The following is a 26,599-nucleotide window of genomic DNA, read 5'->3' on the forward strand; positions in this document are numbered from 1 at the left end:
ATCGACCTGTAAACATCCACGGATACCAGTTATCCCCAGTAACAGATAAACCCTCGACGTTCACTAACTATCGTAATTAACTGGATTTTCTCCAGTTAATATTTCATTTTCCTCGCTCATATCTCAAATAGCTGGATAATCTACATCTAAATTCGGGATTTTCCCACTGCCATGATGATATCGGCTCAATTAGCTGCATGTTTTCCAGTTAATATGAAAATTTCAGCCCTTGGCAGAAAAATAACTGTGTATTTTCCAGTTAATCAATAATTTGCAAGATTCCACGTTCTGATTTCATTCAAGTCTGTTCATTTAAGAAATCATATGTCCCCATTATATCGGTCCGCTCCGGCACCCGCAACACGCAACCATCTGGGAGTCCTGTTTCTTGCTCTTAAACTCCGCCCGGATTCCGGAGTTCATAGAATTTTATTTTTTTATCCATACTAAGGGAAAAACTGCAAGGCGTATCGGCCGCTGCAGCGCTGAAAGGAGTTAATCTTCAGGTGCATACGGTTTGGAAAGGAGCTATCAGCTTCGGGCTGGTCCACGTGCCGGTCAAAATGTTCTCCGCTACGGAGGATAAAGATATTTCCATGAAGTACATTCATAAAGAATGCGGCAGCCCGATTTCTTACGTCAGACGCTGTCCGGCCTGTAACGTTGATGTAAACTGGGAGGATATTTCCCGCGGATACGAGTACGAAAAAGGAAAATACGTGCTGTTTGAAAAAGAGGAACTCGAACAGTTGTCGGCAAGTACCGAGAAAACGATCACTATTCTGGACTTTGTTGATTTACACGATATCGATCCGATCTACTTTCAGAAGACATATTATTTGTCTCCCGACCAGGCCGGGTCGAATGCCTATCAGCTTCTGCTGGAAGCGATGCGGCAATCGGGGAAAATCGGCATCGCCAAAATCGCCATCCGCTCCAAGAGCAGCCTGGCGGCCATCCGGGTGATGGAGGGATGTCTCGCGGTGGAAACGATTTTTTATCCGGATGAAATCCGGCCGATCAGCCAGGTGCCGAATCTGCCGGAGAACGTCAACATCAATGATAAAGAATTGACGATGGCAAAACTGCTGATCGAACAATTATCGACCCCATTTGAGCCGGAAAAATACAATGACGATTACCGCGACAATCTGTTGCAATTGATCGGGCAAAAAGTAGCCGGAGAGGAAATCAGTCTGGCTCCTGCCAAGCCGGAGAGCAACGTGATTGACCTGATGGCTGCGCTCCAGGCCAGCATCGAAGCGGTCAAACCGATCGCTACCGATCCCGGCCCGGGCAAAGCCAAGCGGACCCGGGGGGCGTCGGCCTCCGCTGCCGGTACCCGCGGCCAAAAGGGAACCGCCGCCGAGGATGCGTCAGCATCAGGAGCCGCCGACAGAACGGGTGCGGCTGTTACAGGAACGGCTGCCCCCCGTAAGAAGAAAACTGCCGCCATATCGGCCGCAGCCAATCCCGGAGACGGTCCGGCAGAAACCGTCGTCGTTCCAAAGCCGAAGCGGAAAAGCGCCAAAACCGCCAATAAGACCATCTCCTGACAGGCACCCTGTGCCTGCTAAGCTAAATGCTCTGCGATACGATACAAGCCTCCGGCGGCACATTCGCCCATCCCTGTATGACGGGATGACGCATCGTTCCCCCGGGGGTCCACTCCAAGAACTGCACCTTCACGGTAAGCTGCGGGTCGATCCACTCCGCACCCTTGATCCGATCCGGGGTGTTGGCAAACGGACGACTGGCGGTCCTCAGCCGCGACGCTGTCTCGGTCATCGTGACCCAGTCCCCCGCTTTCCATTTCCCTGTTCCCGCATGCCCAATATAAATGAATCTGCCTTCCTCATCGTACAGACCCAGCAGCAGCGCATTTACTCTTCCGTCACGATAAGTCACTCCGCCAATTACGGCATAGAGATCATGGGCCAGCTTCAGTTTGCACCAGCGTGAATCTTTGCCGCCAATGGCATAGGTGCTATCCAGCCGCTTGCATACGATACCTTCCCAGCCCTGTTGCTTCATTACGGTGAACAGGCTCTCGGCGTTCGTCACATTGGGAACGAGCTGTAGCCGCTCGTGCGGCGTTACGATGTCTTGAAGCAGCTGCTGCCTCCGGCTTAATGGAAGACCGGTTACCCATTCCCCGTCATAATACAGGACATCGAATATCATATAGATCGCCGGAATGCGCGACGCCGCAAAAGCGATTTCCTGACCCCGCCGCAGACTGTCGCGCCGCATCACTTCATGAAACGAAGGCTTTCCGCCGGCTAGCGCGATCATCTCCCCGTCCAGGATAACGGAATTTGCGCTGCAATAAGCCGGAACATCGGTAAATTCCGGATATTGCAGCGTGCGATCATTTCCTTTACGGTTAATCAGCCGCACTTCACGACCATCGTAATAAGTAAGCATCCGAACTCCGTCCCATTTCACTTGAGCGATCCAATCGTCGCCATGGGGAAAGTCATGGGCCCGGACCGGCTCAAAGGGAATTACCGGCTGCAATTTCATTCACAATGCCTCCTCCACATGCTCATCACAGGAACTCCAAACCCGGATCTTACTTTTCCGGATATTAGTTGTCCAAAAGTGTTCCCTCCGCCGGGGATAACCATTCCCTGTTCGGGCTCATCAGTTTCAGACAAACGGGCAAAGATAATAAGAAAAGGAGGAATCTGCTCAAGATGGCGCGCAATATCAAAGGAACCATTGTTATTGAAGGGGAAGAGGTCCCCGTAAGCAATCCGGACAAGCTGTTGTGGCCGGAAGCCGGGATTAGCAAATTGATGTATCTGCAAAAGCTCGCGGAGCTGTCGCCTTACCTGCTGCGCTACTGCCGGAACCGGCTGCTTACGACGATACGTTATCCAGGGGGGATACACAGTAAGTTCTTCTATCAAAAAAACGCCCCGGAGCCGCTGCCCCCATTCGTGCAAACCGCGGTTCACGACGGCATTAACTATGTCGTGTTGGATAGTCTCCCGGCGCTGCTGTGGCTGGGCAATCTCGCGGCCATCGAATTCCATCCTTCCCTCCACTACGTCGGCGAGCAGCTCCCCTGCGAGTGGATGATTGATCTCGATCCGTCGATGGATGAAGAACCCCGCATTATGGAGGCCGCTTCGTATGTCGGCGATATTTTGACCTCACTAGGTCTGTCTTCCGTACCGAAAACCTCCGGGGCCACCGGCGTGCAAATTATCGTCCCGATCCGGCATGGCGTATCTTTTGATGACCTCCGCCTGATCGGTCATTTCGTCGCCCGTTACGTAACGGAAAAATACCCCGGGCTATTTACGATTGAACGGCTTAAGAAAGACCGCGGCGACAAAATTTATTTTGACTACCTTCAGCACTACGGCGGAAAAACGCTCGCCGCCCCGTATACGCCGAGAGCACGGCAGGCCGCAAGCGTGTCGACTCCCCTAACCTGGGAAGAAGTACGGCGTAACCCTTCCCCGTCCGATTTCCATCTTCTGAATATCGGCAGCCGCCTAAAGGAACGGGGCGATCTGCTTGAAGCCGTCCCTCCTCAGTCCGTGGAAATGATTCTTCAGCATTTGCGGCAGCCCGCCGGAAAAAAATGACCCGCACGGATCGGCACGCCATGCCTCACAAAAGCGGGGACAACAGCCTGGCCACCAGCTCGGCTCCCTTTTGCAGACGGGACCGGCGGGCAAACTCCCGCGGAACAATCAAGCGGCTATCGTTTAAATCCTGCTCGAAGTCCCTCGACAGTCGGGAAACCGCTTCCTGATCAAACAGCAGCGCCGTCATCTCGAAATTGTAAAAGAAACTGCGCATGTCCATATTGGCCGTGCCGACCGAAGCCAGCAGATCGTCCACGATCAACACTTTGGCATGAATAAAGCCCTTCGTATATTCATAAAATTGCACCCCGGCCTGCATCAGATCTTCCACGTAAGAGAGCGAGGCAAGCTTTACCAGTCGGCTATCGGAATGATAGGGGATGATGATTTTCACCTCGACGCCGCTGACTGCAGCCGTCTTAAGACCCGCATAAATGCTGGGATCCGGGATGAAATACGGCGAAGCGATCCAAATCCGCCGCTTGGCAACCGAAATCGCGCCGAAGCACATTTCCTGCAGAGCGTTCCAGTGTTGGTCAGGTCCGCTGGTCAAAATTTGGACCTGCTCCGCGCCTTGGCAATCATGCTCAGGAAATAAAGCGGGATCATTAATTCTCTGCCCGGAAGCGAGTCTCCAATCACCCAAGAACGTATTCTGCAAAAAGTACACCGCATCGCCTTTAATTTGCAGATGCGTATCCCGCCAATACCCCATTTTTTCATACAGACCGAGATAATCATCGCCGACATTCAATCCGCCCACAAACCCGACCGTCCCGTCGATCACGATGATTTTCCGGTGATTCCGGTAATTCACCCTGCGATCCAGCGTGGCAATCAGCGGGGGCAAAAAGAAGAAGAACTCGACGCCCGCCTCCTCCAGCTTCCCTACAAAGGAGCGCGGCAATTTATAGCTACCCAGCCCGTCGCATACCAGCCGGACCTTTACGCCTTCCCTCGCCTTGCGAATCATCACTTCCTGAAATTGAGTGCCGATCCCGTCATTCCGGAAAATATAGAATTCGATATGTATATGGTCCTTGGCTTTGTCCATTTCCCCCAGCATGGCATGAAACGCGGCCTCCCCATTGTTAAACACCTGTGTCTCATTGCATCCCGTTATCGGACTTTCGGACAGATGCGTCAACAAGCTGAACAACCGTTCATGGCCGGCAAATTCCCCGTTATGCATGCTCCCGATCGAATCCACGATTTCGGACTGCTGCCACAAGCGGGCTTTCATTTCCTGAAACAACCGGCTTCCCCGTCTCCGGAGTTTTCTTCGCTTTTTGTAATCCTGGGCTACGAAATAATAGAGAATAAAGCCGATTAGCGGGACTACGAACAGAATGAACATCCAGGCTACCGCCTTGCTGGGGCTGCGGAATTCCAATACAAGAATCGTTGCGATCTGAAAAATAAAAGCGAGTAATATCAGCACCAGCCAAACCATATCTTTCACCCTTCCCTTTAATCAGCATTAACCATCCTACAACCAATTTATTCATAAATCCTAGTTCAGATATATCAGATCAGACGCTTTTTTTGACATGATTTAAGAGTCATAGGAATAGATAAGTTATAGAAGGCTTTCATTTGCAATCTCATATTGAGAGGAAAGGAGACGCCATGAAAACCGCCAGCATCGGCTTATCGAACCCTAACCGGATGACTCTGCTCGTCCTCAGGGATGCGAATCAGCCCGTCAAGCAGCTTCATGTGTCCAAGCCGCTTGTTGTCGCCGTCCCGCTGATCGCCCTGCTATCCATATCCGGCCTGATTATTAGCCTGCAAATTCAGTCCAGCCAAACGATCGGCAAGCTCGAGCGGCAGATTCAAAGCCAGGATCTTCGGTTTGAAGCGGTCGTAACCGACAAAGACGCGGCCATAGAGCGGCTGCAGAACGAAGTCATCGCTTTGTCCGGACAGTCCAAGGAGATGATGGAACGGATGGAGCGGGTAACCGAGCTTGAAACCGAACTGCAAAAGTTTATTGACAAATACGGTCCCGGAGAGGAACTCAGGAAGCTGTCCTCCCTGACTTGGGACGAGGATGAACCGCTGGGTGTCGGCGGCGAATTTATCGCGGTCCATGAGAACGAAATTGAACAATTGGCCACGGATACGAGGGATCAATTTTTCCAGATGAGCATCATGCTTGACGAAATGGAGAAAAACGTCCCCGTCACCCTGAAAAAAGCCCGGCAAACCCAATATACGCTCTCGGGGACGCCGACGGAATGGCCGACTCTTTCCAAACGGCTCACTTCCAACTTCGGCTACCGAACCGATCCCTTCACGGGACGGGCCTCTTTTCATGCCGGTATCGACATTGCCGGGAAAACCGGAGATCCCGTCTATGCTGCCGGAGCCGGCAAAGTGATCACTACAGCAAAAGACGGATCACATGGCAAGTACATCGTCGTGGAGCATCCCGGCGGCTTGGAGAGCTGGTATCTCCATCTCAGCAAAATCAGCGTTTCCGAAGGCGATACCGTGACCAAAGGAGAAAGAATCGGCAGCTTGGGCAGCACCGGCCGCAGCACGGGGCCGCATCTGCATTTTGAAATCGTGAAGCAGGATAAGCCCGTCGATCCGCTCCCTTATTTGCAGTAATCCATTTTATGACTTTTGGAGGATGAAAAAAGATGTTCAAAGAAAGCAAAGTTTCGGCAGGCACTACGGATACGCTCATCGGCCAAGGCAGTTCCGCCGAAGGCAAACTTGAATGCGAGGCTAATCTCCGGATTGAAGGGAAATTCCACGGGGAAATACACTGCTTAGGACAGATCATTGTCGGGGAAACCGGTGAAGCAAGGTCGAATATTATGGGTGCCGACATCGTCGTGGCGGGGAAAGTCATTGGAGATATTTTGAGCCACGGGCGGTTAACGATTACCGGAAGCGGTCAAGTTGACGGGAATGTCAACGTCGCCAAGCTGATTATCGTGGAAGGAGGCCTATTGAACGGCTCCAGTCAGATGGAGAAAGTCGCTCCCGCCGTGCTTCCTGTCAAGGAAAAGGCATCCAAAAAGTCGGCGCGGCCTGAAGCGGGGTAATCCAAGTGAAGCTTATAAAATAAGTTCCCGCCTGCTCTTTGGAGCAACGGGAACTTTTTGTTCTTTTGGCGAGCTCCCTAACGAGAACAGCATGCCGAACAGAATCGCCAGAACCACCAGGATGGACGCCATTACCGCAACAGAACACAAGATGATGAAGCGACTTAATCACGAACTCGGTTAATTCTATCTTGCGGTTTACGATACCTTGAACATAATCAATAGCTTCGGAATGATTGACGACTTCAAAATGCTCACGCAGCGTGTTTCCTTCGATCGCATTCGAGTAGTGATAGGTCCATTCGGTTCGATAGACTTCTCCAGGTTTTTGACGGCTGCTGCCGGCAAGGGCCGGAGAGAATCCGGTTCACTTTTGAGTTGATCTATGGTATCGAAGTCCATATCCCCCCTCCTCGCTTCACTTTATCCATCATTATATTACGAGTCGGTATAATATAGTCTGGACTTCTCCGCCTTTTTCTTATTTCGAAATGGCCTTAAACGCGGCGGACTGCTCCCGGATCCCCTTCTCCGCGGCAAAACGCTCGATGCTGGAAGCTCCGAAGAAGCCGTCGATGTCGGGGATATTTTGCATGATATAAGCAGCATCCGCCGGCTCGGCGATCGGGCCGCCATGGCAAATGACCATGATGTCCGGCCGGACGGCACGCCCTGCGGCAATGATATCCTTGATTTTTACGACGCAATCATCCAGGGTGAGCGCTGTCTTCGCGCCGATCGTGCCCTTCGTGGTAAGACCCATATGAGCCACCAAAATATCAGCACCGGCTTCCGCCATCGCCTTGGCCTGATCCGGGTCAAAGACATAAGGGCAGGTCAGCAGGTCCAGCTGATGCGCTTTGCGGATCATTTCCACCTCCAGGTCATAACCCATGCCGGTTTCCTCCAGGTTCTGCCGGAACACGCCGTCGATAAGGCCCACCGTCGGGAAGTTTTGCACGCCGTTAAAGCCCGTATCCTTCAATTGCTTTAAGTAAATGTCCATGACGCGGAACGGGTCGGTACCGCAAACGCCGGCCAGCACCGGGATGTTCTTCACAACAGGCAGCACCTCGGAAGCCATCTCGACCACGATCGCATTGGCATCGCCATAGGCGAGAAGCCCCGCCAAAGAACCTCTGCCGGCCATCCGGTAACGGCCGGAGTTGTAAATAATCAGCATATCCGCGCCGCCCGCTTCGCTGCTCTTGGCGGTAATGCCGGTGCCGGCGCCTACGCCCAAGAGGATTTTTCCGCCGTCCACCTCTGCTTTGAATTTGGCAATAATTTCACTTCTGGTCATCGTATTCATGTTTTATATCTCCTTTTCCTGTGATTGTTTTATGCTTTGCTCTCCATCATGGCTATAAGTTTTTTGGCGGCGGCAAGCGCGAACGAGTCATCGTTAATATGTGCATCCCATTCGCAGAGCTCCACCTTGCTGGTATCCAAGTTGGCTCTTAAAGCATCAAACAAAGCCTGGTCCTCCTCAGGGCCATGGAAAGGCTGACCTTCGGCGTCAATCATGGAAACGCCCTTCAACGGCAATATTAAAACGCTTTCACCGCTAGCCAAATTCAGCTTCTCCGCCAATTTCTCGCCAACGGCTCTATTTTCCTGGGCGGTAGTGCGCATCAAGGTGACCGATGGATTATGCTTGTAAAAGTTACGGTTCTTGTAATGCTCAGGCACGGTGTCAATGGGCCCAAAGTTAACCATATCGCAAGCTCCCACGGAAACTACCTGCGGCACGCCGCAAAGTCCGGCGGCTTCGCTGCGATGAGGCCCGGCATTCAGCACGCCGCCAAACAGCTCGTCGCACCATTCGGTCGTCGTCAAATCCAGCACGCCTTGGAAATAACCGCTGCGCACCAAATCCTCCATCGTACGCCCACCGGTACCGGTAGCATGGAAGACCAGCACTTCATAACCCTGCTCCTCCAAATAGGCTTTCGCGGTTTCTACGCAGGGGGTCGTGACCCCAAACATGGTGGCGGCAACCAATGGCTTTTTCTCTACTTTCGTAACTTCATGCTTCAGCATGCCCGCCATGGCAAAGACCGCATTGCTGAAAATCTTGGTGGAAATGGAGTTGAGCCCAGCCACATCCACAATCGAAGGCATTAAAATCACGTCGCTCGTGCCTACATACTGTTCGGTATTCCCGGAAGCCATGGTAGAAACCACGATTTTCGGTACGCCGATGGGCAGAGCCCGCATCGCTGGTGTGATAATCGAAGTGCCGCCTGAGCCGCCCAAGGAGATGATGCCTTGGAACTTACCTTCCTGATAAAGCCGGGGAACGATCTTTTCGGTTCCCTTGGCCATCGCTGCTGTGGCGCGAGCCCGGTCCTTTTGGGCTACTAGTTCCCGCAGATTTTCGCCGACCTCGGCAGCGATTTCCTCGTTGGAGACATCGGGAACAAAGGCGGGTTCAAAGGTTCCCGTATGCAGGGTCAAGGTGTTAAAGCCGATTTCCGCAAACAACTCTTTTAAGTAAAGGAATTCCTTCCCCTTGCTGTCGAAGGTCCCCACGATGGCTACGGTTTTCATTGATTAAAAACACCTCCTGAAATGATCTGGTTTCTGTCCGCCGTTAATTTTGTAACGGCTTTCAGAAATGATAATTTAATTGTACGGCTTGACGGAAAGTTTGCTATTGTTTGATGTAAGCTGTTTTTGTGTTTATGTTAGATTTCGCTCCGCCCGCCGCATTTCTTTCGGCGAGGCGCCTTTTCGATAACCGGTGGGCGTCGTGCCTTTATATTTCTTGAACATTTTAGTGAATTGAAAATAATCTCCATAGCCGACCAACTCCGCTACCTTTCCCACGGGCATGTCGGTCTCCCTTAGAAAGTCCCCCGCCTTGTTCATCCGGAACCTGATTAGATATTCCGTAAAACTGCAACCGACGATCCGTTTGAATTTCGCGCTTAAATAGGAAGGCGACACATGGGCCGCCAAGGCCAGCTCGCTGAGGAGGATGGGTTCATCATACTGGTTGATGATATGTTCTTTGATAAACTCCACATAATCGTAGTCTTGAGCTTGTCCGTTCAGCACCTTCATGAGGCTGTTCTCTTCCTCGGCGCTTTGAGCGATTTTAAAGGATTTGGTCGTGTTCAAAATGGCCTTTTCCGCCGGAATCCGTTCGAAGGAAGAGCCGCCTACAAAGCCCTGGCAAGCAGAGTTGTCATAAAAGTAGCGGGCATCGATGGGAGATTTGATCGGACCGCCGTAGACCATCTTAATCGCCTCCGGACGAATTCGGTTACAGGCATCAAAAATCTGTTGGGCATCCCCCCGCCCTCTGTCCAACGACTGCACTTTTTTCGCGCCCAACACGCCGCCGGTCGTCAGCCCCAAATGAGCGCATATAATGTCTGCTCCGGCCTTTAACATTTGCTCCGCCTGCCAAGCATCAAAGACGAAGGCCAGGGTAAACAGCCCCTGCTCATGAGCGATGCGGATAGCCTCGATTTCCTGGCGATACGAGATTCCCTCTTCCTCCAGCGCCTCGCGAAACTTTCCGTCTATGAGTCCGACGGTGGGCCAGTTGTTGATCCCGTCAAAGCCGGATTTTTTGATATGCAAAATGTATTCCGGGAGGGAAATCCCGGGATCCGTAGCGTTCAGCCCAAATAAAATCGGGGTATCCTGCAAAAGGGGCATCAACTCGCGCGAGGCAAAATCCATTACGATTTCATTGCTGTCGGAATAACAAAGATAACATCCCAAAGACGCCCGTCCCATCTGTCGAAAGCGTCCGGCACTGAGGGCCAGAATAATATCTGCTCCGCCCAAAACGCTGTATTTGGTCGTCATGCCGCTGCCGGCAGCGACACCTATAATATGTCCATTGACCTTAATTTGGGCATGTAGCCGCTTGAGTATTTCCTGTCTTGATATTTGCATGGCGACACCTCCTTTTATGCCAAACAAACAAATCCATCAGATTATTCAACAAATTTCGCCCTTTTACAACATGATCATACATCCAGATATTGTAAAATAATATGTGATCCTATATTTATTTTATGTGTTTATATCTTCTTTCCGCTATAGCATTTAGGTTAATTTGCCGGAAACCATCCGAAGATTGCCAAAAAAGTAGGACAAGCTTTTTGTCTATTTTTCAATAGGGTTAACTGTAATTTGATCCGCAACAAATTCATGCTTGGCACTGTCGTATTTATAAGTGACATTGAAATCACACACATATGTGGTAGACCCGGCCACAGCTCCCCCGAGGTTTAATTTTATTTTTTGATTCTCCAATGAATAAATATATACACCACCAAAAGCAAGGCTATCTTGCTTGTAATCCGGCACTGGATCAAACCCATAATTGAAGTTATATTCTTTTCCTTGTGTTTTAACTGAAATTGCTAACGCTCCGTCACCCTTTTTAGCAACATGCGTTTCAAGCTGCTCGGCAACAATCTCCTCATAGCTTTGGACTTTAAACTCGGATAGATCCTCGGCGTTAACAACATGAATATCATAATTGTTCAATCCTGTTCCTCGCCCAGTCTGGATGATAATTACGGCTTCTTTTTTTCCGTCGCCTGTAACATCCGTATAAAATACCTGTGGGGCAGTTCCAGTATCAACAGGGACATTCCAAGAAAAGTCTTTTTTATTACCGTTAATGTCTAGTGTTACCCCATCGGTTTTAGTATAAAATTTAACTTTTTCATCCTCTGAAGACCCAAGCAATTTCGCATCCGTATCTTGCACCGGCTGTGTTGTTACTTGTTTACCGGGAGACTCACCCGTTACTTGCGAAACTGTTTCAGGCTTATCTGACCCACATCCTGAAAGCAAAATGACACTCAAAAACATCAATACACCAAGCTCTTTTTTCAACCCTATAATCTCCTTTCGTCCACCTAGCAGAAATTATATCAGAGCAAATAAACCGATAAATGACATATCATTAACATTATTTACGAATAAAGTTAAAATTGCGCTATCTAAATACTTATTCGTTTTTTAAAAAAATATCTGATCTAAGCGATGCCTTTAATGGCTTAAAGATTTTGACCGTGAATACATAGCCGTTTTCCTGTGGCTTTATTGGTCGGACCGGACGGAGCATACGAAGCCCTCACTTCGATCGGCGTCGACCCGCCTCTTCTCCCGGTCTCGGGGAAAGTCACGGTTTCCCGGCAGCTTACCGTCGACTTGATACAACTCGAATGCATGCCCCCATGGGACGATGGATGTCCTCTTCGCCACCCTGTTCAAATGGGCTCAAGCGCATCATTATGCAGTCTGGGAAGCTCCCCTGACGAACGTGAGCGATCTGCTGATCGCCAGATGGATCCACCAATTCGGAAACCGCTGGTATAACTTTAAAGGGCTTTACGATTACAAGAACAAATTCGCCCCGGGATGGAGAGAAGGTGTATCCGTCTTCCTCCTCCATGTCGCTCGCTGGCTCTCCTGGATGTATATGGTCCATACGCCGGCACCCGAAAGCTCGCCAGAAGCAGCCCTGCGCATAGCGTTTCGTGAAGCAAGGGGGAAAAAAGCCTAGAGATGATAGCTGTTCTAGGGTGACCACCCTGGAATCTAACACAACTAACGGGAATTCCTCCCGCTAATTGCGTATGATTTCCCGCACGGGCCCCATTTACCTGGAATTTCTCCAGCTAATTCGGGCGATTCGGCACCTTGCGGCTTATATCCTCGTTATTAGCGGGACTCTTTCCCGTTAATTTTTCCCTGAGACATTTCCGGGAGGAATTAACGGGAGGTTTTCCTGTTAATTCCTTGCGAATTACATGTTTGGCATTCCTCGACGAGAATGATACGGCCAAAAAAAGCGCCGCCCTCGCCAAATACATGACAGGGGCGGCGCTGAGCGCCTGTTATTTAGTTGCCGGAACGGGCTAGCTCCCGCGTGTTGGCTTCGAATGCGGCGAGAAGGGCGTCTTCGCCTTTCAAGCCTTCGTTCTCCACTTTGCGGATTTGCTCCAGCATCCGCTTGTAATCCTTCGGAATGACGCGGACAAATTTCAGCAGCAGCTCATTCCAGTTATCCAGTACGCGGCGGCCGACTACGCTGTCCGTGTACAGGACATGGCGGCTGATCAGCGTGCGGAGCTGGTCGACTTCCGCCGGGTCGGCCACAGGTTCCAGCAGCACCATCTCCAGGTTGCAGCGGTTAATGAAGTCACCGTGCAAATCGAGCGCATACGCGATGCCTCCCGACATCCCGGCCGCGAAGTTACGGCCCGTGCCGCCGAGGACGACGACGCGTCCTCCGGTCATGTATTCGCAGCCGTGATCTCCTACGCCTTCAACGACGATGTTCGCGCCGGAGTTCCGGACCGCGAACCGTTCGCCGGCGATGCCGCGGATGTAGGCTTCCCCGCCGGTCGCCCCGTAAAACGAGGTGTTCCCGACGATGATATTCTCCTCGGCCGCGAACGTCGCCCGCGGCGACGGCTTCACGATCACCTTGCCGCCCGACAAACCTTTGCCGGTATAGTCGTTGGCGTCGCCTTCCACCGTCAGCGTCATGCCCTTCGGCACGAAGGCGCCGAAACTTTGTCCCGCCGATCCCTCGAACCGGAACGTAATCGTATCCTCCGGCAAGCCTGCCGCGCCATAAATGCGCGTCACTTCACTGCCGAGGATCGTGCCCGTAGCCCGGTTCACGTTGCAGATCGGCAACACCGCACTGACGGCTTCGCCGCGTTCCAGCGCCGGCGCCGCCAGGCCCAGGAGATGCGTGAGGTCCAGCGTCTCTTCGAGACCATGGTTTTGCTGGCGTGTGCAGAACCGGCTGCTGCCTTCAGGCACCTTCGGCATATGCAGCAAAGATGACAGATCGACACCCTTCTTCTTCCAATGGTCGATCGCTTTGAACGTATCCAGGCAATCTGTGCGTCCGATCATTTCCTCCAAACTGCGGAAGCCGAGCTCGGACATCCATTCACGGAGATTTTCGGCTACAAACGTCATGAAATTGACGACATGCTGCGGATCACCCGTGAAATTTTTGCGCAGCTCCGGATTTTGCGTGGCCACGCCGACCGGACAAGTATCCAGTTGGCAGACGCGCATCATGATGCAGCCGACCGCCACGAGCGGTGCCGTGGAGAAGCCGTATTCTTCGGCGCCGAGCAATGCCGCTACAGCCAGATCCCGTCCGGTGAGCATCTTGCCGTCCGTCTCAAGAACAACGCGGTCGCGCAAATTGTTCAGCATCAGGGTCTGATGCGTCTCGGCCAATCCAAGCTCCCACGGAAGCCCTGCATGGCGGATCGAGCTCTGTGGCGATGCCCCGGTTCCGCCGTCATAGCCGCTCACGAGGATCACGTCCGCGCGCCCTTTGGCCACGCCGGCCGCGATGGTGCCGACACCCGCTTCGGACACCAGCTTCACGTTAATGCGAGCCCGCGGATTCGCATTCTTGAGATCGAATATAAGTTCAGCCAAATCTTCGATCGAATAAATGTCATGGTGCGGCGGCGGCGAGATGAGGCCGACGCCAGGCGTCGATCCACGGACTTCCGCTACCCAAGGGTATACCTTCTTGCCCGGAAGCTGGCCGCCTTCACCCGGTTTTGCGCCTTGCGCCATCTTGATTTGAATTTCATCGGCGTTGACCAAATAGTGCGATGTTACGCCGAACCGGCCCGAGGCGACCTGTTTGATCGCGCTGCGGCGCGAATCCCCGTTGTCATCCCGTACAAAGCGGGCCGGATCTTCCCCGCCTTCACCGGTATTGCTCTTGCCGCCGATGCGGTTCATCGCAATCGCTATCGTCTCATGCGCTTCTTTACTGATCGAACCGAAGGACATGGCCCCCGTCTTGAAGCGGCGCATAATCGATGCCGCCGATTCCACTTCCTCCAATGGTACTTTCGGCCCGGCAGGTTTCAAATCAAGCAGCGAACGGAGCGTCAAATATTTCTCGTTTTCCCCTTGAACGATAGAGGAGAATTTTTTATAAATTCCATAATCCCCGGTGCGTACCGACTGCTGGAGCAAATGAACCGTCTGCGGGTTAAACAAATGCTCTTCGCCGTCGCTCCGCCATTGATATTCCCCGATGGAATCGAGCACCCGATCATTGCCGTCCAGATTCGAGAAAGCACGGAAATGATGACTAAGCGTCTCTTTGGCAACCTCATCGAGGCCGATCCCGCCGATTCGCGAAGGTGTCCAGGTAAAGTACCGGTTTACGAAATCTTCCTTAAGTCCGACCGCCTCAAAAATTTGTGCGCCACGATAAGATTGAATCGTGGAAATTCCCATTTTTGACAATGTTTTGATGACGCCTTTAGTAGCTGCCTTGATAAAATTGTATACGGCTTTTTGGTGGGAAATCCCTTGCAGCATCCCCTGGCTGATCATGTCATCCAGCGTCTCGAAGGCAAGATACGGATTCACCGCGCTCACACCGTAACCTAGCAGCAAAGCGAAGTGATGCACTTCTCGCGGTTCTCCCGATTCCAGCAAAATGCTGACCTTGGTGCGCGTCTCTTCCCGGATCAGGTGATGATGCAGCGACGACACGGCGAGCAAGGCAGGAATGGCAGCATTCTCTGCATCTACACCACGGTCGGACAAAATCAGAACGTTATGGCCTTTGGCAATAACGCGGTCCGCCGCTTCGCAGAGCGTATCGACCGCCTTGCGCAGCCCTTCCGCACCTTGATCCGCAGGGAACAAAATCGGAATGGTCATCGCTTTGAATCCAGGACGGCGAATGTGGCGCAGCTTGGCGAAATCCTCATTCGACAGAATCGGGGATTCCAGCCGGATTTGGCGGCAGCTCTCCGGTTCCGGGTTCAGCAGGTTCCGTTCAGGGCCGATCATTGTAGCCGTAGAAGTAACAAGTTCCTCCCGGATCGCATCGATCGGCGGGTTCGTTACTTGGGCGAACATTTGCTTAAAATAATTGTAAAGCCGTTGCGGCCGATCCGACAGTACGGCCAGCGGTGCGTCGTATCCCATGGAGGCAATGCCTTCCGCACCCGTCAGCGCCATCGGTTCGAACACTTTGCGCAAATCTTCGAAACTGTATCCGAACGCCATCTGGCGCAATGAAATATTCTCATGGCGTTCCGCCGGCAGCTCCGGCGCTTCCGGGAGATCCTCAAGGACTACCATGTGCTCATCCAGCCACTCGCGGTAAGGATTCTCCTTGGCGATCGACGCTTTGACTTCCTCGTCCGAAATAATCCTTCCTTCTTTCGTATCGACGAGAAGCATGCGTCCTGGCCGCAAACGATCTTTGTACAACACATCTTCCGCGGGAATGTCCAGTACGCCTACTTCGGAGGAGAGTACAATCAGATCGTCTTTGGTTACGTAATAACGGGAAGGTCTCAGTCCGTTCCGGTCAAGAATCGCCCCGATCTGGATTCCGTCGGTAAAGCCCATGGCTGCAGGCCCGTCCCATGGCTCCATCAGGGCGCTATGGTATTCATAGAATGCCTTTTTGTCCCCATCCATTTCGGCATGGTTGCTCCATGGCTCCGGCACCATCATCATAGCGACATGCGGGAGCGAACGACCGCTCAGATATAAAAATTCGAACGTATTATCAAACATCGCCGTATCCGAACCATCCGGATTAATTACCGGCTTCACCTTTTCAAGGTCGCTGCCGAAGGCTTCCGTCTCGAACATCGACTGCCGGGCATGCATCCAATTCACATTGCCGCGAAGCGTGTTGATCTCGCCGTTATGAATCATGAATCGATAAGGATGCGCGCGTTCCCAGCTCGGAAACGTATTCGTACTGAAACGGGAGTGGACGAGCGCTATAGCCGATTCCAGGGTTTCATCCTTCAGATCAAGATAGAATTGCCCGACCTGCTCCGTCGTGAGCATTCCTTTATATACGACTTTGCGGCAGGACATGCTGGAAACGTAAAAAGCATCGCCCTCTTCCGCACCGCCATAACGGATAGCAAGCTCCGCCCGGCGCCGGATTACATACAACTTGCGCTCAAAATCCAAATCGGTCAGAAGGTTTCCGCTGCGGGCAATGAAAATTTGCCGGACGAACGGCTTGGCTTCTCTCGCCGATTTACCGAGCATATCATCCCGGGTCGGGACGGTCCGGAAACCGATCACTTTATGCCCCTCTTCTTCCACGATCCGGATCAATTCGGCTTCTTGCCGGCTGCGGACTGCCGCATCATGCGGCAAAAACAGCATTCCGACTCCGTATTGTCCCGCTTCCGGAAGTTGGTATCCCAATTTCTTCGCTTCCGAGGTAAAAAACCGGTGCGGGATTTGCAGTAATATACCTGCGCCGTCCCCGGAATTCGGCTCGCTTCCCTGTCCCCCACGGTGCTCCATATTGCTCAGCATCGTGAGCGCCTGACTAACGATAGCGTGCGAAGCCTTGCCTTTGATATGGGCTACAAAACCCATTCCGCAGGCGTCTTTTTCGAAGGCGGGATCGTAGAGTCCCTGCTTTGGTGGTATAACTGTGTGTTTCATGTTCAGCGCAACCTTTCTATAAATAAAGTAAGTCACCTTGTAAACGACGGGTTTTATTTAGTATTTTTATTCTAACGGAAAACGCTTCGACTGTTTTTGCACTATCTTCTCTTTCTTTTGCACTAATGCTAATAAATTTTAGAAGGAATCAAGTACATTCACTTTGAAAACGGTCTCCCCCTGGCTGAACATACCAGATTCGGCTTTTTTATTAATAAACTAAAATGGCGCGGGAACCTGCCTCCCCCTCCATCCGGTACAGAACAACGGATCGACAGCTTGATGATAGAACGCCCGCTTCGTGATAAAGCGTTAGGCTTGCATCATAGAAAAAGAACCTGCAAGGCCACTTCTTAGGTGGTTTTGCAGGTTCTCTCATTTTACGACACTAATTTAAGCGTTCATGCTCGCTTCTGCACTTACATCATCGCTGTGCTTATGAGTGAGGAAGTAGAGGAGCGTAATCGCCAGGAAGACAACGCCGAAGCCGGCCAGTACGCCAAGTTGCTGCCAAGCATGGCTCAAATCGCCCGTCGATACGACCGCTTTGTAGCCGCTGACGCTGTAGGTCATCGGGAGAATCGGATTGAATGCCTTCATCCAATTCGGAATCAATTCCAGCGGGAACGTGCCTGCGCTGGTGGTCAATTGGAAAATCAGAATCAGAATCGCCAGGAAGCGGCCCGGATTTTCCAACCATGTAACCAGTGCCTGAATGATGAACATGTAGCACAGGCTTGTGACGAAGCTGAACAGATAGAACATTGGAACACTCTGTACTTCCAGTCCCAAACCGTATAAAGTCAGCATCGTTGCAAGCAGGGACTGGACCAGGCTCATGCCCCCAAACGAAAGGGCCCGGCTAACAAACCGGTTCCAACCGGTTGCCCCCTCCACCGATGTTCCGCGAAGCGGTACGACCAGCGTCGAGATCAATGCGCCGACGAACAAGCCGAGGGAGAGGAAGTAAGGAGCAAAACCCGTACCGTAGTTCGGTACTTCACTCATCTTTTGCTCGCTGATTTCAATAGGTTCCGCATACATATTAACAAGCTTGTCGGTTTTCTTGACCCCGGAAGTTTGCTCTGCGGCATCATTCAGCTTGCTTGCCAGTTCTCCGGAACCTTCGGCCAGCTTATCCATTCCGTTTTTAAGCTCTCCGGCGCCCTCGTCCAACTGCTTGGAGCCGTTTGCCAGCGTTTTGACACCGCCGGACAATTGGCCCATGCCGCCTTCGATCTGTTTTGCCCCGGCGCTGAGCTTGCTTGCGCCTTGGGCCAGCCGTTCGCCGCCTGCCGCAGCTTCGGACAGCTTGCCGCCGAACAGCTTCAGACCGCCGTTCAGTTCCTCTTGTCCGGCCGTCAACTGCGAAGCCCCTTGTGCCAGTTGCTGCTGGCCTTGGGCCAACTGTTCGCTGCCTTGCAGCAGTTGCTGTTGTGCACCGTGCAGGTCCTTGCTGCCTTGCAGCAGTTGTTCCTGGCCTTGCTGTACTTGTTCGCTGCCTTGAGCTACCGCTTTGCTGGCTGCGATCAATTGCTGAACCGTCGGATTTTGCCCGAGCTCAGGACTTGCCTTTGCAAGCTGTTCCAGGCCTTGAGCTACGCCCCTGGCTCCTTCAGTCACCTTTGTGCTCCCTTGGAGCGTAGATTCCAGGCCGGCTACAAGATTGGAGCTGCCTTCCTCCGAAGACGTCAGTCCGGCTTTGAGCTTGTTGGCTCCTTCCACCGAAGCATCAAGTCCGTTTTTCAATTGTACACCGCCATCGTGAGCTTTCACGGCTCCGCGCTCCAATTGTTTTTCCGCAGCGGCCAATTGATCCAAACCGCCAGCTAGCGTATCGGCTCCGGTTTTCAAATCCGCGGCCCCTTGGCTAAGGGAATTTGCACCCTTCTGAAGCGGGCTTATCCCGTTTTCAAGCTTGTTTGTTCCAGCAACCAGTTTGGAAAGGTTCTCTTTCAGCGTTTGGGCGCCTTCATCCAGTTGAACCGCTCCGTCGTTAATCGTAGTGGCGCCTGTACCTGCATCGCCCAAGCCTCCGGATATTTTTTCCACTTGATCAAACAAGGTCTCCGTATAGGCTTCCGTTACTTTGGCGGATACCTTCGACTTGATTTCCTTTACCGCCGTGCCGCCGATTTGGGCAGCCAGGAAGTTGTAGCCTTCATTTGGTTCATAAACCAGCTGTGCCGGCCGAGGATTTTCATCCATCAGCGTGGTCGCTTGGGAGGAGAAATTGTCTGGAATGACGATCGTCATGTAATACTTGTTCGACTTCATCCCTTCCTCCGCCTCATCGCGGGAGACGAATTCCCATGAGAAGTCATTGCCCTTCTTAAGCTCTTCCACCAGGTCTTTACCGACCTGAAGCGACTTCCCTTCATATTGCGCCCCTGTGTCCTGATTGACTACGGCCACCGGGATTTCATTCATTTTACCGTAGGGATCCCAAAACGCCGCCAGAAACATTCCGCTGTACAAAACGGGAATGAACAGCACGACAATGATCGGGATAATTACTTTTGGTTTTTTGAAGGAAGTAAGCAGGTCCTTAAAAAATACCGACATTGATTTCATGTTGATTCTCTCCTTGTATCCATATGTCTATTTCTCTTGTTCTACCGTCCAGGCTCCTTCAAGGCCCGAGTCATTATGCCGGTGAAAGCCCGCCCGATAAAAAGCGGCGGATGAATTCCTTAATCTGGTCTTTGCTCAAAGGATCGTGAATCTTGTTCCAGTCCGAAGTCAGCGCAATGTAGAGCTTTAAAAGGACGAAAGACAATACCTTTGGATCAAGGCCCTGGATCTCTCCCCGCTGCGCGGCACGATCCACCTGCTTTTCCAGATAATTCAGAATCGCGCTCTCGATTTTCTCAAGTCCTTCCCGGGCCTGGGGAGTTCCAAAATCACGGACTTCCTGAAACAGCTTGATCAACAGCTCATGCTCACCCCGGTACTCCAGAAGCGAATCCATGCTGTGATACAAATTTTCGAAGAACGGCCTGTCGTCCCGGACTTCCAGTTCCGAAATCCGTTTCATCTCCAGGATGACCGAACGGAGAATCTCATCAAAAAGCTCCTCCTTGTTTGTAAAAAACGTATAGATCGTCCCTTTGGCAACATTAGCGATCTTCGCCACGTGGTCCATCGTCGTCGCCTTGTATCCGAACAGCGCGAAAGATTTCTCCGCAGCCGCGATGACCTGCTTGCGGCGATCCACCACAGCCATTTCGAACACCTCCTTCACCGTATCATATGTGGCTTTTCAACAGAAATGACTAAAAATCAATTTCGGTCATTTGGTCAATCATCACTTTATCACTTCCCTTATCACATTGCAAGTTCTTTTTTCAGTAATTTTCATAGCGACTTGCATCCTGTTTTCAGTTTACAGTCCCGACTTAAGTCCAGCCTCAGACCAGTCCCCAGTCTCTTTTTTCCAGCAGCAAAAAAAAATAAACTGAAATTACGAGAAATGCATCGTTCCCGCAAATTCAGATTATGAAAAGGGTGATCTCATGCCGTTCAAAAAAGTGCTGATCTTATCGGAGGGGTTTGGTAGCGGCCATACCCAGGCTGCTCATGCGCTGGCAGCCGGACTAAAAAAAGTGGACCCGCAAATACGCACGCAAGTGTTGGAACTTGGTTCCGTGCTTAATCCGACGCTAGCCCCATGGATATTATCCGCTTACCGGGTCACCGTAAACACGAGCCCCGCGCTTGTAGGGATGTTTTATCGTAAAAAATACGAAAAGCCGGTTGGACGCCTCGCCCGGCTTGCGCTTCATAAATTGTTCTACAATCACGCTGCCCGGGTGATCGGGCAAATGAGTCCTGATCTGATCATTTGTACGCATCCCATTCCGGGAGCCGTCATTTCAAGGCTGAAGTCCTCCGGGCTCAACGTTCCTCTTTACACGCTGATTACGGATTATGATGCCCACGGTTCATGGATCAGTCCGGAGGTCGACCGCTATTTCGTATCCACTCCCGAAGTCCGGAGCTTGCTGATCCAGCGGGGGGTAAAGCCTGAGGCAATCCAGGTATCCGGCATTCCCGTTCATCCCGAATTCTGGAGTCGTCAGGATAAGGCTTCCGTCAGACGCGAACTCGGGCTCACAAACATTCCCACCGTCCTTATCATGGGCGGCGGATGGGGCCTGCTTTTTAAAGACGAACTTATGGCCAGGTTATCACAATGGAAAGAAAAAATTCAGATCGTATACTGCCTGGGCAGTAATGAGAAGCTAGCCGCCAAGCTGCGGGGCCATCCCGAACTGCAGCATCACAATGTCAAAGTGCTTGGCTACACTTCGGAAATCAGCAAATGGATGGATGCCTCCGACCTGTTGATAACGAAGCCCGGCGGAATGACCTGTACCGAAGGGTTGGCCAAAGGCGTCCATATGTTGTTCTACGAATCCATTCCCGGACAGGAGGATAAGAATCGTGAGTATTTCATCAAAATCGGCTGCGGGGATGAATTATCCTCGGCAGAAATTCTCGATCTGTGGTTCGGCAAAATAAGCACCGCACGGAAAATCGGCGGCGGATTTTCCAAGATCAGAACCTATCCGGATACTTCCTTTTACCGGCCCGACCGTTGCGCCCGAAAAATTGCAGATCTGCTATCCCCCATGGATCAAACGTATGTCCATGGACACGGCAGACAGGCGGCGAACTAGCCGGTTATTTATAAAAGGTGTGATTGCCGATCACATGCGCCTTGTCCTTGGTCCGGGCAATCGTGAGATCCTTGGCCAGCTTCAGGGACAGGAAATAATAAGTATCGTCCGATACTTCTTTTCGCCCGTTCAGCGCTTCATTCACCGCATGAATCGTGTCCTTGCTCGGTTTAACCTTCTTTAGCCGGCCGTTGCGGACCGGACTGAACTGCGACTTCTGATAAATAACATCCTTAATCGTATCGGGATAATTAGCGGACCGTAGCCGGTTTAAGACAACATTGGCAACTGCCACTTTGCCTTCGTACGGTTCGCCTTCTGCTTCTGCCATGACGATTTTTTGCAGGAGAAGCAGCTCTTCTTCATTCAAAGCGTACGTCCATGTAGCCTCTTCCTTATCTTCATGGCTTAGCAGCTCTGTACGCGTGAAGAATAATTGGGTGGGGGGATTGAATTTATCCGGAGCAGACTCTTTAATTGTTGGCGCTGGCGTCTGTTTACGCAGCCAAAGCACCTCTTCAGCAAGTTCATGAAGCTGTTCCGAGCTTCTGATGCCGGTATCGATGACCCGATTTTTTAATTCCAACGTCGTTAAAAATGGCAGAAATTGCTTCTCATTTTGCGTCACTGTTCCGCTCTGCGTAAATGAAACGGTCTTTACCGCAAGGTCCGCGTTCAGGAAATTCTGATAATGGGAAAATTCACGCTTTTTCGTGCTCTCCTTTTCCGAATTTTGCCCAAGCAAGTAAATGGCGCCAAGACAAACAAGAATAGCTCCTACAAGGAGCGCGACGTAACGGTTTTGCCGAAAAATATGCATAAGTGACCTCCTACCCGACATTTCTCTCTATTAATTAGCATCCTTATTTAAGGACTTCACGCGGGATGACATATTCTTTCATCTATGTAACCGAAAAAAAGCGGTTTGAATAACAAAAGACTATTTTTTTCAACAAAATAAGCCTTCCGAAGGACGGAAGGCTAAGGAGAGGCCGGGGAGAAGTTACTGGCTTACAGTCTGGCCGGAAGTTAAGGGGGCTCTGAAAACCTCTTCGTACATAGGCGTTTTACCCATTCGCGTACGATAAACGACGATGGCATCCACTGCCCATTCTCCAAAATCCGGAGGGTTAGCGTTTAAAGGCTCCGGCCCGAGCTTTCGCTCCTCCTTGTATTTCCGCGCCAAGGTAATATGAGGATTGTACGGACGATCTTCGGGGAGAAATCCTAAGTCCCGGTTAGCTTCCGCCACGCTCCGTTGTAGCGATTGAAGCTTGTCCAGCTCCCCGTCTAAGCCGGCCCAGAGAACGCGCGGATTCGAAGCACGCCCAAAAATGCCGATCTCCTTAGCATGAAGGCAAAACCCGTTCAACCCCTTCGCCGTCTCAGCCAGCCGTTGCTTAATGGCATCGATTCTGTTCCGGGGAACATCGCCAAGAAACTGAACCGTAATATGATAATCTGCGGGATTTACCCACTTGACGAATTCCAAAGCCCCCTTTTGTTTTTCAGTCCATTGGGATAGGGCTTGTTTAATCGCCTCAGGGAGTGGGATGGCTATAAAAATGCGCCAAGATTCGATAATTTTTTCCATAAAACAGTACCTCCTATGTAGTAAATGATAAAACAATTCATCCTTTTGTCACATTTTGAATGATTAAGGTAATAAAGTCCTAAAACATTCGTAAGCTATAATGTGATTTAGACCTTACAGCAGGTACCGGCAACAAACCTAATATGATTGGGGAATGACTATGGGATTCGCTAGAAAAATAACCGCCGGCATTGTAGGAGTACTCCTACTTGTCAGTGCGATCATTGGTGTATTCAGCTACCAGACTGCCTACCATCAAGTGGAAGAGGCCGTGGGCGTCGAAACGGTGGGCTGCGCAAACATCACGACAGGTCTTGTGGATCCGGGAATTATCGAACGTTTGACTCAAGGCGATACCTCCGATCTGGGAGCGCTTGAGGAACGTCTCAACTGGACAGTCAATCACAAGTCCTTGTTCAAGGAAGTATTTATTCTTTCTTTAGACGGCAAAATCCTCGCCGCAGACCAAAATATAAAGAAACGCGGCTACAAGGCCGGTGATGAGTTCTACTTTTCCGAAAAAGATCGCGATATGATTATGCACATGAAACATTCCGTTTATACAAAAGTATACACCTATGACGGAGTCGGCCTCCTGACGGGTTATGGCCCCATTTATAAAGACCATGATCCGACCAAGGAAATCGTTGCGCTGATGGCGATCAACTTCGATGCCTCGATCATCCAGGAACGGGTCTGGGATATCATCGCGCTGCCGTTTATCATTGGCGGGGTCGTTTTCCTGCTGGCGATTGTTGCGGTCTACCTGTTTATTCACCGGATGGTTCGCCCGATCGAGCGTCTGTCCCGCCAAGTTAATTTGGTGGCCCAAGGGGATTTGACCGTTCAGCCTTTGACCATCTCCAGTAAAGATGAAGTGGGCACCTTGGCGCGAGACTTCGGCAATATGACGGTAAGTTTGCGTCAACTGATTACCGAAGTCAACGAAACATCCATGCAGGTAGCCTCTTCTTCCCAAGAGCTGTCAGCCAGTGCCGAACAAACGGGAAAATCCAGTGAGCAAAACGTTTACATCACCCAGGAACTTGCGGAAGGTGCTGAGAAACAACTGCAAAGTCTGGAAGAAAGCTCTGCGGCACTGCAGGAAATGTCTTCTTTTATCAGCCGGATCGTAACTACTGCCGACAACGTGTCGGAAGAAGCGCAGATTTCCGCATCCGCCGCAAAAAAAGGGGTAACATCGATTCATCTTGGAGTAAAGCAAATGAACACCATCGAGGATAAAATTGTGACGCTCTCTACGAGCATCCAGCAACTAAGCAGCCACTCCAAGGAAATCCAAAGTATTGTCGATATCATCACCGAAATCGCGGCGGAAACGAATCTGCTTGCGATCAATGCCGCCATCGAAGCCGCCCGGGCCGGCGAACAGGGCAGCGGCTTTGCGGTCGTAGCATCCTCCGTCCGAAAGCTCGCGGAACGATCCGCGGAATCGGCCAAGCAGATCGCAGCACTGATCGCCTTCATCATTAATCAGATGGAATTGACAGCAGATACGATGGAATCGGCTACCCATGAAGTGAAGCTGGGAGCTGATCTTGTAGGCAATGCCGGAAATTCGTTCGAGGAAATTCAAAGATCCACCAGAAACTCAGCAGAAGCTGTTGAAAACGTCGGTGAGACCGTACGTCAATTGTCGGCGAACTCCAAATTGATTGTTGAAGCTGTGGAAAAACTCGTGAATGTTGCCAATACAACGGTGGATGGTACCCAAACCATGTCCGCTGCTTCCCAGGAGCAGCTCGCTGCCATGCAGGAAGTCGATGCTTCCGCCACTTTGCTCTCCGATCTGGCGGAGAAGCTGCACCATTTGATCGAACGCTTCAAGGTGTAGGTTTAGACTACACGAAAACAAAACGCCTCTCATCCGTTAAGGATGAGAGGCGTTTTTTATAGATTAGTATCGCAGCTTCCGCACCGCATTGAAACTATATTATTTCCGCTGACGCGCCCGTGCCTCGCCGCCCTTGCGGCCAGCCTCTTCCCGGCTCATTTTGCCGTCACCGCCGTCTGAATTCCCAGGCGCTTCGCCGCCTTTTCGGCCGATTTCTTGATAAAAATCTTTATCGTGGGAGCGTGAAGTTGCCTCCCCGCCTTTTTGGCCGATGTCCTGGTAGAAATCTTTATCTTGATTTTTCGCCGTTGTCTCTCCACCCATACGACCGGCTTCCTCACGGCTCATTCTGCCATCTCGATTGTTGTTTGCCATTTGAAATCACTCCTTATCGTTGTTTGGAAGGTACCGTTCTCTCCGGTACGCTATTGTATTACCCCCTCTCTACGAATCAAAACAACTTTTTCTTCACGCAAAACCAGGACAGAAAGCAGTGCACCGGCCTAGCCAGCGCCCTCATTTCAATGAATAACAAGGATCAATTCCAGAACCTGATCATGCCGGCAACGCATAGATATTCGCCCAGTAAGGCAACTTTTTTGCACTTAACTTGCATGGATCCTCAATTGCCACTCACCTTGCCGGAATATGCTTAGAGAACAGTGGTTGCTGGGAGAATTTGTGTTCCTCGCTGATTACGTGAATACGGGGTTACTAGTAACTTTCGTGCTCGGTGTGCGGGTGATTGGGTACTGTAACTCTCATGTTCGGTGTGTGATGATTAGGTACTGGTAACTCTCGTGCTCGGTGTGCGAGTGATTGGGTTCTGGTAACTTTCGTGCTCGGTGTGCGGGTGATTGGGTACTGGTAACTTTCCTGCTCGGTGTGCGGGTGATTGGTTCTGTAACTCTCGTGCTCGGTGTGCGGGTGATTGGGTTCTGGTAACTTTCCTGCTCGGTGTGCGGGTGATTAGGTACTGGTAACTCTCGTGCTCGGTGTGCGGGTGATTGGGTACTGGTAACTCCCGTGCTCGGTGTGCAGGTGATTGGGTACTGGTAACTCTCGTGCTCGGTGTGTGGTGATTAAGTACTGGTAACTCTCGTGCTCGGTGTGCAGGTGATTGGGTACTGGTAACTCTCGTGCTCGGTGTGCGGGTGATTGGGTTCTGGTAACTTTCCTGCTCGGTGTGTGGTGATTAGGTACTGGTAACTCTCGTGCTCGGTGTGTGGTGATTAAGTACTGGTAACTCTCGTGCTCGGTGTGCAGGTGATTGGGTACTGGTAACTCTCGTGCTCGGTGTGCGGGTGATTGGGTTCTGGTAACTTTCG

19 protein-coding genes and 1 pseudogene are annotated in these 26,599 nt (G+C 51.4%); 7 read left to right on the forward strand and 13 right to left on the reverse strand.

Translation table 11 applies throughout. The features are described 5' to 3' along the window. Positions 1-506 precede the first annotated feature (506 nt). Entirely contained in the window at positions 507-1,556 is a 1,050-nt protein-coding gene (gene ku, locus DFP94_RS11365) for a non-homologous end joining protein Ku (RefSeq protein ID WP_114496592.1), read from the forward strand. Positions 1,557-1,578: 22 nt separating this feature from the next. On the opposite strand, the gene DFP94_RS11370 is transcribed toward ku, so the two are convergent. Then, entirely contained in the window at positions 1,579-2,526 is a 948-nt protein-coding gene (locus tag DFP94_RS11370; protein WP_114496593.1) for an ATP-dependent DNA ligase, read from the reverse strand. A 173-nt stretch (positions 2,527-2,699) separates the two neighbouring features. Between DFP94_RS11370 and ligD the strand changes: the two genes are divergently transcribed. Next, on the forward strand, positions 2,700-3,602 hold the full coding sequence (ligD, locus tag DFP94_RS11375) for a non-homologous end-joining DNA ligase (protein WP_114496594.1): 903 nt from the start codon (positions 2,700-2,702) through the stop codon (positions 3,600-3,602). A 25-nt stretch (positions 3,603-3,627) separates the two neighbouring features. Here the strand turns inward: ligD and cls are convergent, their stop codons facing one another. After that, complete coding sequence (gene cls, locus DFP94_RS11380; RefSeq protein WP_114496595.1) at positions 3,628-5,058, reverse strand: cardiolipin synthase; 1,431 nt, start codon at positions 5,056-5,058, stop codon at positions 3,628-3,630. A 176-nt stretch (positions 5,059-5,234) separates the two neighbouring features. Between cls and DFP94_RS11385 the strand changes: the two genes are divergently transcribed. Both DFP94_RS11385 and DFP94_RS11390 read left to right on the forward strand, forming a co-directional pair. Continuing rightward, the gene (locus tag DFP94_RS11385; protein ID WP_245954737.1) at positions 5,235-6,221 is read left to right on the forward strand and encodes a M23 family metallopeptidase; all 987 of its coding nucleotides are present in this window, start codon (positions 5,235-5,237) and stop codon (positions 6,219-6,221) included. A 32-nt stretch (positions 6,222-6,253) separates the two neighbouring features. Next, on the forward strand, positions 6,254-6,664 hold the full coding sequence (locus DFP94_RS11390) for a bactofilin family protein (protein ID WP_114496596.1): 411 nt from the start codon (positions 6,254-6,256) through the stop codon (positions 6,662-6,664). Positions 6,665-6,862: 198 nt separating this feature from the next. Here DFP94_RS11390 and DFP94_RS11395 read toward each other — a convergent pair whose 3' ends face one another. The 5 genes from DFP94_RS11395 to DFP94_RS11415 all read right to left on the reverse strand — a co-directional run bounded on the left by DFP94_RS11395 (position 6,863) and on the right by DFP94_RS11415 (position 11,533). Continuing rightward, complete coding sequence (locus DFP94_RS11395; RefSeq protein WP_245954739.1) at positions 6,863-7,066, reverse strand: hypothetical protein; 204 nt, start codon at positions 7,064-7,066, stop codon at positions 6,863-6,865. Positions 7,067-7,145: 79 nt separating this feature from the next. Continuing rightward, on the reverse strand, positions 7,146-7,976 hold the full coding sequence (locus DFP94_RS11400) for a phosphoenolpyruvate hydrolase family protein (RefSeq protein WP_114496597.1): 831 nt from the start codon (positions 7,974-7,976) through the stop codon (positions 7,146-7,148). Between the two features lie 29 nt (positions 7,977-8,005). Beyond that, on the reverse strand, positions 8,006-9,217 hold the full coding sequence (locus tag DFP94_RS11405; protein WP_114496598.1) for a Tm-1-like ATP-binding domain-containing protein: 1,212 nt from the start codon (positions 9,215-9,217) through the stop codon (positions 8,006-8,008). Positions 9,218-9,349: 132 nt separating this feature from the next. Next, a complete protein-coding gene (locus DFP94_RS11410) occupies positions 9,350-10,579 on the reverse strand; it encodes a phosphoenolpyruvate hydrolase family protein (protein ID WP_114496599.1) in 1,230 nt (409 codons plus the stop codon). A gap of 213 nt (positions 10,580-10,792) precedes the next feature. Then, positions 10,793-11,533: a hypothetical protein gene (locus DFP94_RS11415; protein WP_114496600.1), complete on the reverse strand. Its 741-nt coding sequence runs from the start codon at positions 11,531-11,533 to the stop codon at positions 10,793-10,795. 343 nt (positions 11,534-11,876) lie between these two features. Between DFP94_RS11415 and DFP94_RS11420 the strand changes: the two are divergent. After that, positions 11,877-12,206: pseudogene (locus DFP94_RS11420) on the forward strand (phosphatidylglycerol lysyltransferase domain-containing protein); the annotation flags it as partial. A 338-nt stretch (positions 12,207-12,544) separates the two neighbouring features. Here the strand turns inward: DFP94_RS11420 and gltB are convergent. The 3 genes from gltB to DFP94_RS11435 form a co-directional block, all read right to left on the reverse strand. Continuing rightward, positions 12,545-17,140: a glutamate synthase large subunit gene (gltB, locus tag DFP94_RS11425; protein WP_114496602.1), complete on the reverse strand. Its 4,596-nt coding sequence runs from the start codon at positions 17,138-17,140 to the stop codon at positions 12,545-12,547. A gap of 393 nt (positions 17,141-17,533) precedes the next feature. Next, positions 17,534-19,714: a YhgE/Pip family protein gene (locus DFP94_RS11430; RefSeq protein ID WP_114496603.1), complete on the reverse strand. Its 2,181-nt coding sequence runs from the start codon at positions 19,712-19,714 to the stop codon at positions 17,534-17,536. Between the two features lie 73 nt (positions 19,715-19,787). Then, positions 19,788-20,366 (reverse strand): TetR/AcrR family transcriptional regulator, encoded by a 579-nt coding sequence (locus DFP94_RS11435; RefSeq protein WP_114496604.1) that lies wholly within the window; start codon positions 20,364-20,366, stop codon positions 19,788-19,790. 289 nt (positions 20,367-20,655) lie between these two features. Here DFP94_RS11435 and DFP94_RS11440 point away from each other — a divergent pair, with 289 nt between their 5' ends. Further along, entirely contained in the window at positions 20,656-21,822 is a 1,167-nt protein-coding gene (locus DFP94_RS11440) for an MGDG synthase family glycosyltransferase (protein WP_114496605.1), read from the forward strand. A 4-nt stretch (positions 21,823-21,826) separates the two neighbouring features. Here the strand turns inward: DFP94_RS11440 and DFP94_RS11445 are convergent, their stop codons facing one another. Both DFP94_RS11445 and thpR read right to left on the reverse strand, forming a co-directional pair. Then, entirely contained in the window at positions 21,827-22,642 is an 816-nt protein-coding gene (locus DFP94_RS11445) for a cell wall hydrolase (RefSeq protein WP_181873103.1), read from the reverse strand. 183 nt (positions 22,643-22,825) lie between these two features. Continuing rightward, positions 22,826-23,416 carry an RNA 2',3'-cyclic phosphodiesterase gene (gene thpR, locus DFP94_RS11450; protein WP_114496607.1) on the reverse strand — a complete coding sequence of 197 codons (591 nt, stop codon included), beginning with the start codon at positions 23,414-23,416 and terminating at the stop codon, positions 22,826-22,828. Positions 23,417-23,576: 160 nt separating this feature from the next. On the opposite strand from thpR, the gene DFP94_RS11455 reads away from it, so the two are divergent. Next, entirely contained in the window at positions 23,577-25,271 is a 1,695-nt protein-coding gene (locus DFP94_RS11455; protein ID WP_114496608.1) for a methyl-accepting chemotaxis protein, read from the forward strand. A gap of 99 nt (positions 25,272-25,370) precedes the next feature. Here DFP94_RS11455 and DFP94_RS11460 read toward each other — a convergent pair whose 3' ends face one another. Continuing rightward, positions 25,371-25,646 (reverse strand): KGG domain-containing protein, encoded by a 276-nt coding sequence (locus tag DFP94_RS11460; protein ID WP_114496609.1) that lies wholly within the window; start codon positions 25,644-25,646, stop codon positions 25,371-25,373. Positions 25,647-26,599: the final 953 nt, after the last annotated feature.

Source organism: Fontibacillus phaseoli, assembly GCF_003337355.1.
GTDB classification, from domain to species: domain Bacteria; phylum Bacillota; class Bacilli; order Paenibacillales; family Paenibacillaceae; genus Fontibacillus; species Fontibacillus phaseoli.

Coding starts and splice junctions, on each gene's coding strand:
- DFP94_RS11370 (WP_114496593.1), bottom strand. CDS start 2,526: ATGAAATTGCAGCCGGTAATTCCCTTTGAGCCGGTCCGGGCCCATGAC.
- ligD (WP_114496594.1), top strand. CDS start 2,700: ATGGCGCGCAATATCAAAGGAACCATTGTTATTGAAGGGGAAGAGGTC.
- cls (WP_114496595.1), bottom strand. CDS start 5,058: ATGGTTTGGCTGGTGCTGATATTACTCGCTTTTATTTTTCAGATCGCA.
- DFP94_RS11385 (WP_245954737.1), top strand. CDS start 5,235: ATGAAAACCGCCAGCATCGGCTTATCGAACCCTAACCGGATGACTCTG.
- DFP94_RS11390 (WP_114496596.1), top strand. CDS start 6,254: ATGTTCAAAGAAAGCAAAGTTTCGGCAGGCACTACGGATACGCTCATC.
- DFP94_RS11395 (WP_245954739.1), bottom strand. CDS start 7,066: ATGGACTTCGATACCATAGATCAACTCAAAAGTGAACCGGATTCTCTC.
- DFP94_RS11400 (WP_114496597.1), bottom strand. CDS start 7,976: ATGAATACGATGACCAGAAGTGAAATTATTGCCAAATTCAAAGCAGAG.
- DFP94_RS11405 (WP_114496598.1), bottom strand. CDS start 9,217: ATGAAAACCGTAGCCATCGTGGGGACCTTCGACAGCAAGGGGAAGGAA.
- DFP94_RS11410 (WP_114496599.1), bottom strand. CDS start 10,579: ATGCAAATATCAAGACAGGAAATACTCAAGCGGCTACATGCCCAAATT.
- gltB (WP_114496602.1), bottom strand. CDS start 17,140: ATGAAACACACAGTTATACCACCAAAGCAGGGACTCTACGATCCCGCC.
- DFP94_RS11430 (WP_114496603.1), bottom strand. CDS start 19,714: ATGAAATCAATGTCGGTATTTTTTAAGGACCTGCTTACTTCCTTCAAA.
- DFP94_RS11435 (WP_114496604.1), bottom strand. CDS start 20,366: ATGGCTGTGGTGGATCGCCGCAAGCAGGTCATCGCGGCTGCGGAGAAA.
- DFP94_RS11440 (WP_114496605.1), top strand. CDS start 20,656: ATGCCGTTCAAAAAAGTGCTGATCTTATCGGAGGGGTTTGGTAGCGGC.
- DFP94_RS11445 (WP_181873103.1), bottom strand. CDS start 22,642: ATGCATATTTTTCGGCAAAACCGTTACGTCGCGCTCCTTGTAGGAGCT.
- thpR (WP_114496607.1), bottom strand. CDS start 23,416: ATGGAAAAAATTATCGAATCTTGGCGCATTTTTATAGCCATCCCACTC.
- DFP94_RS11455 (WP_114496608.1), top strand. CDS start 23,577: ATGGGATTCGCTAGAAAAATAACCGCCGGCATTGTAGGAGTACTCCTA.
- DFP94_RS11460 (WP_114496609.1), bottom strand. CDS start 25,646: ATGGCAAACAACAATCGAGATGGCAGAATGAGCCGTGAGGAAGCCGGT.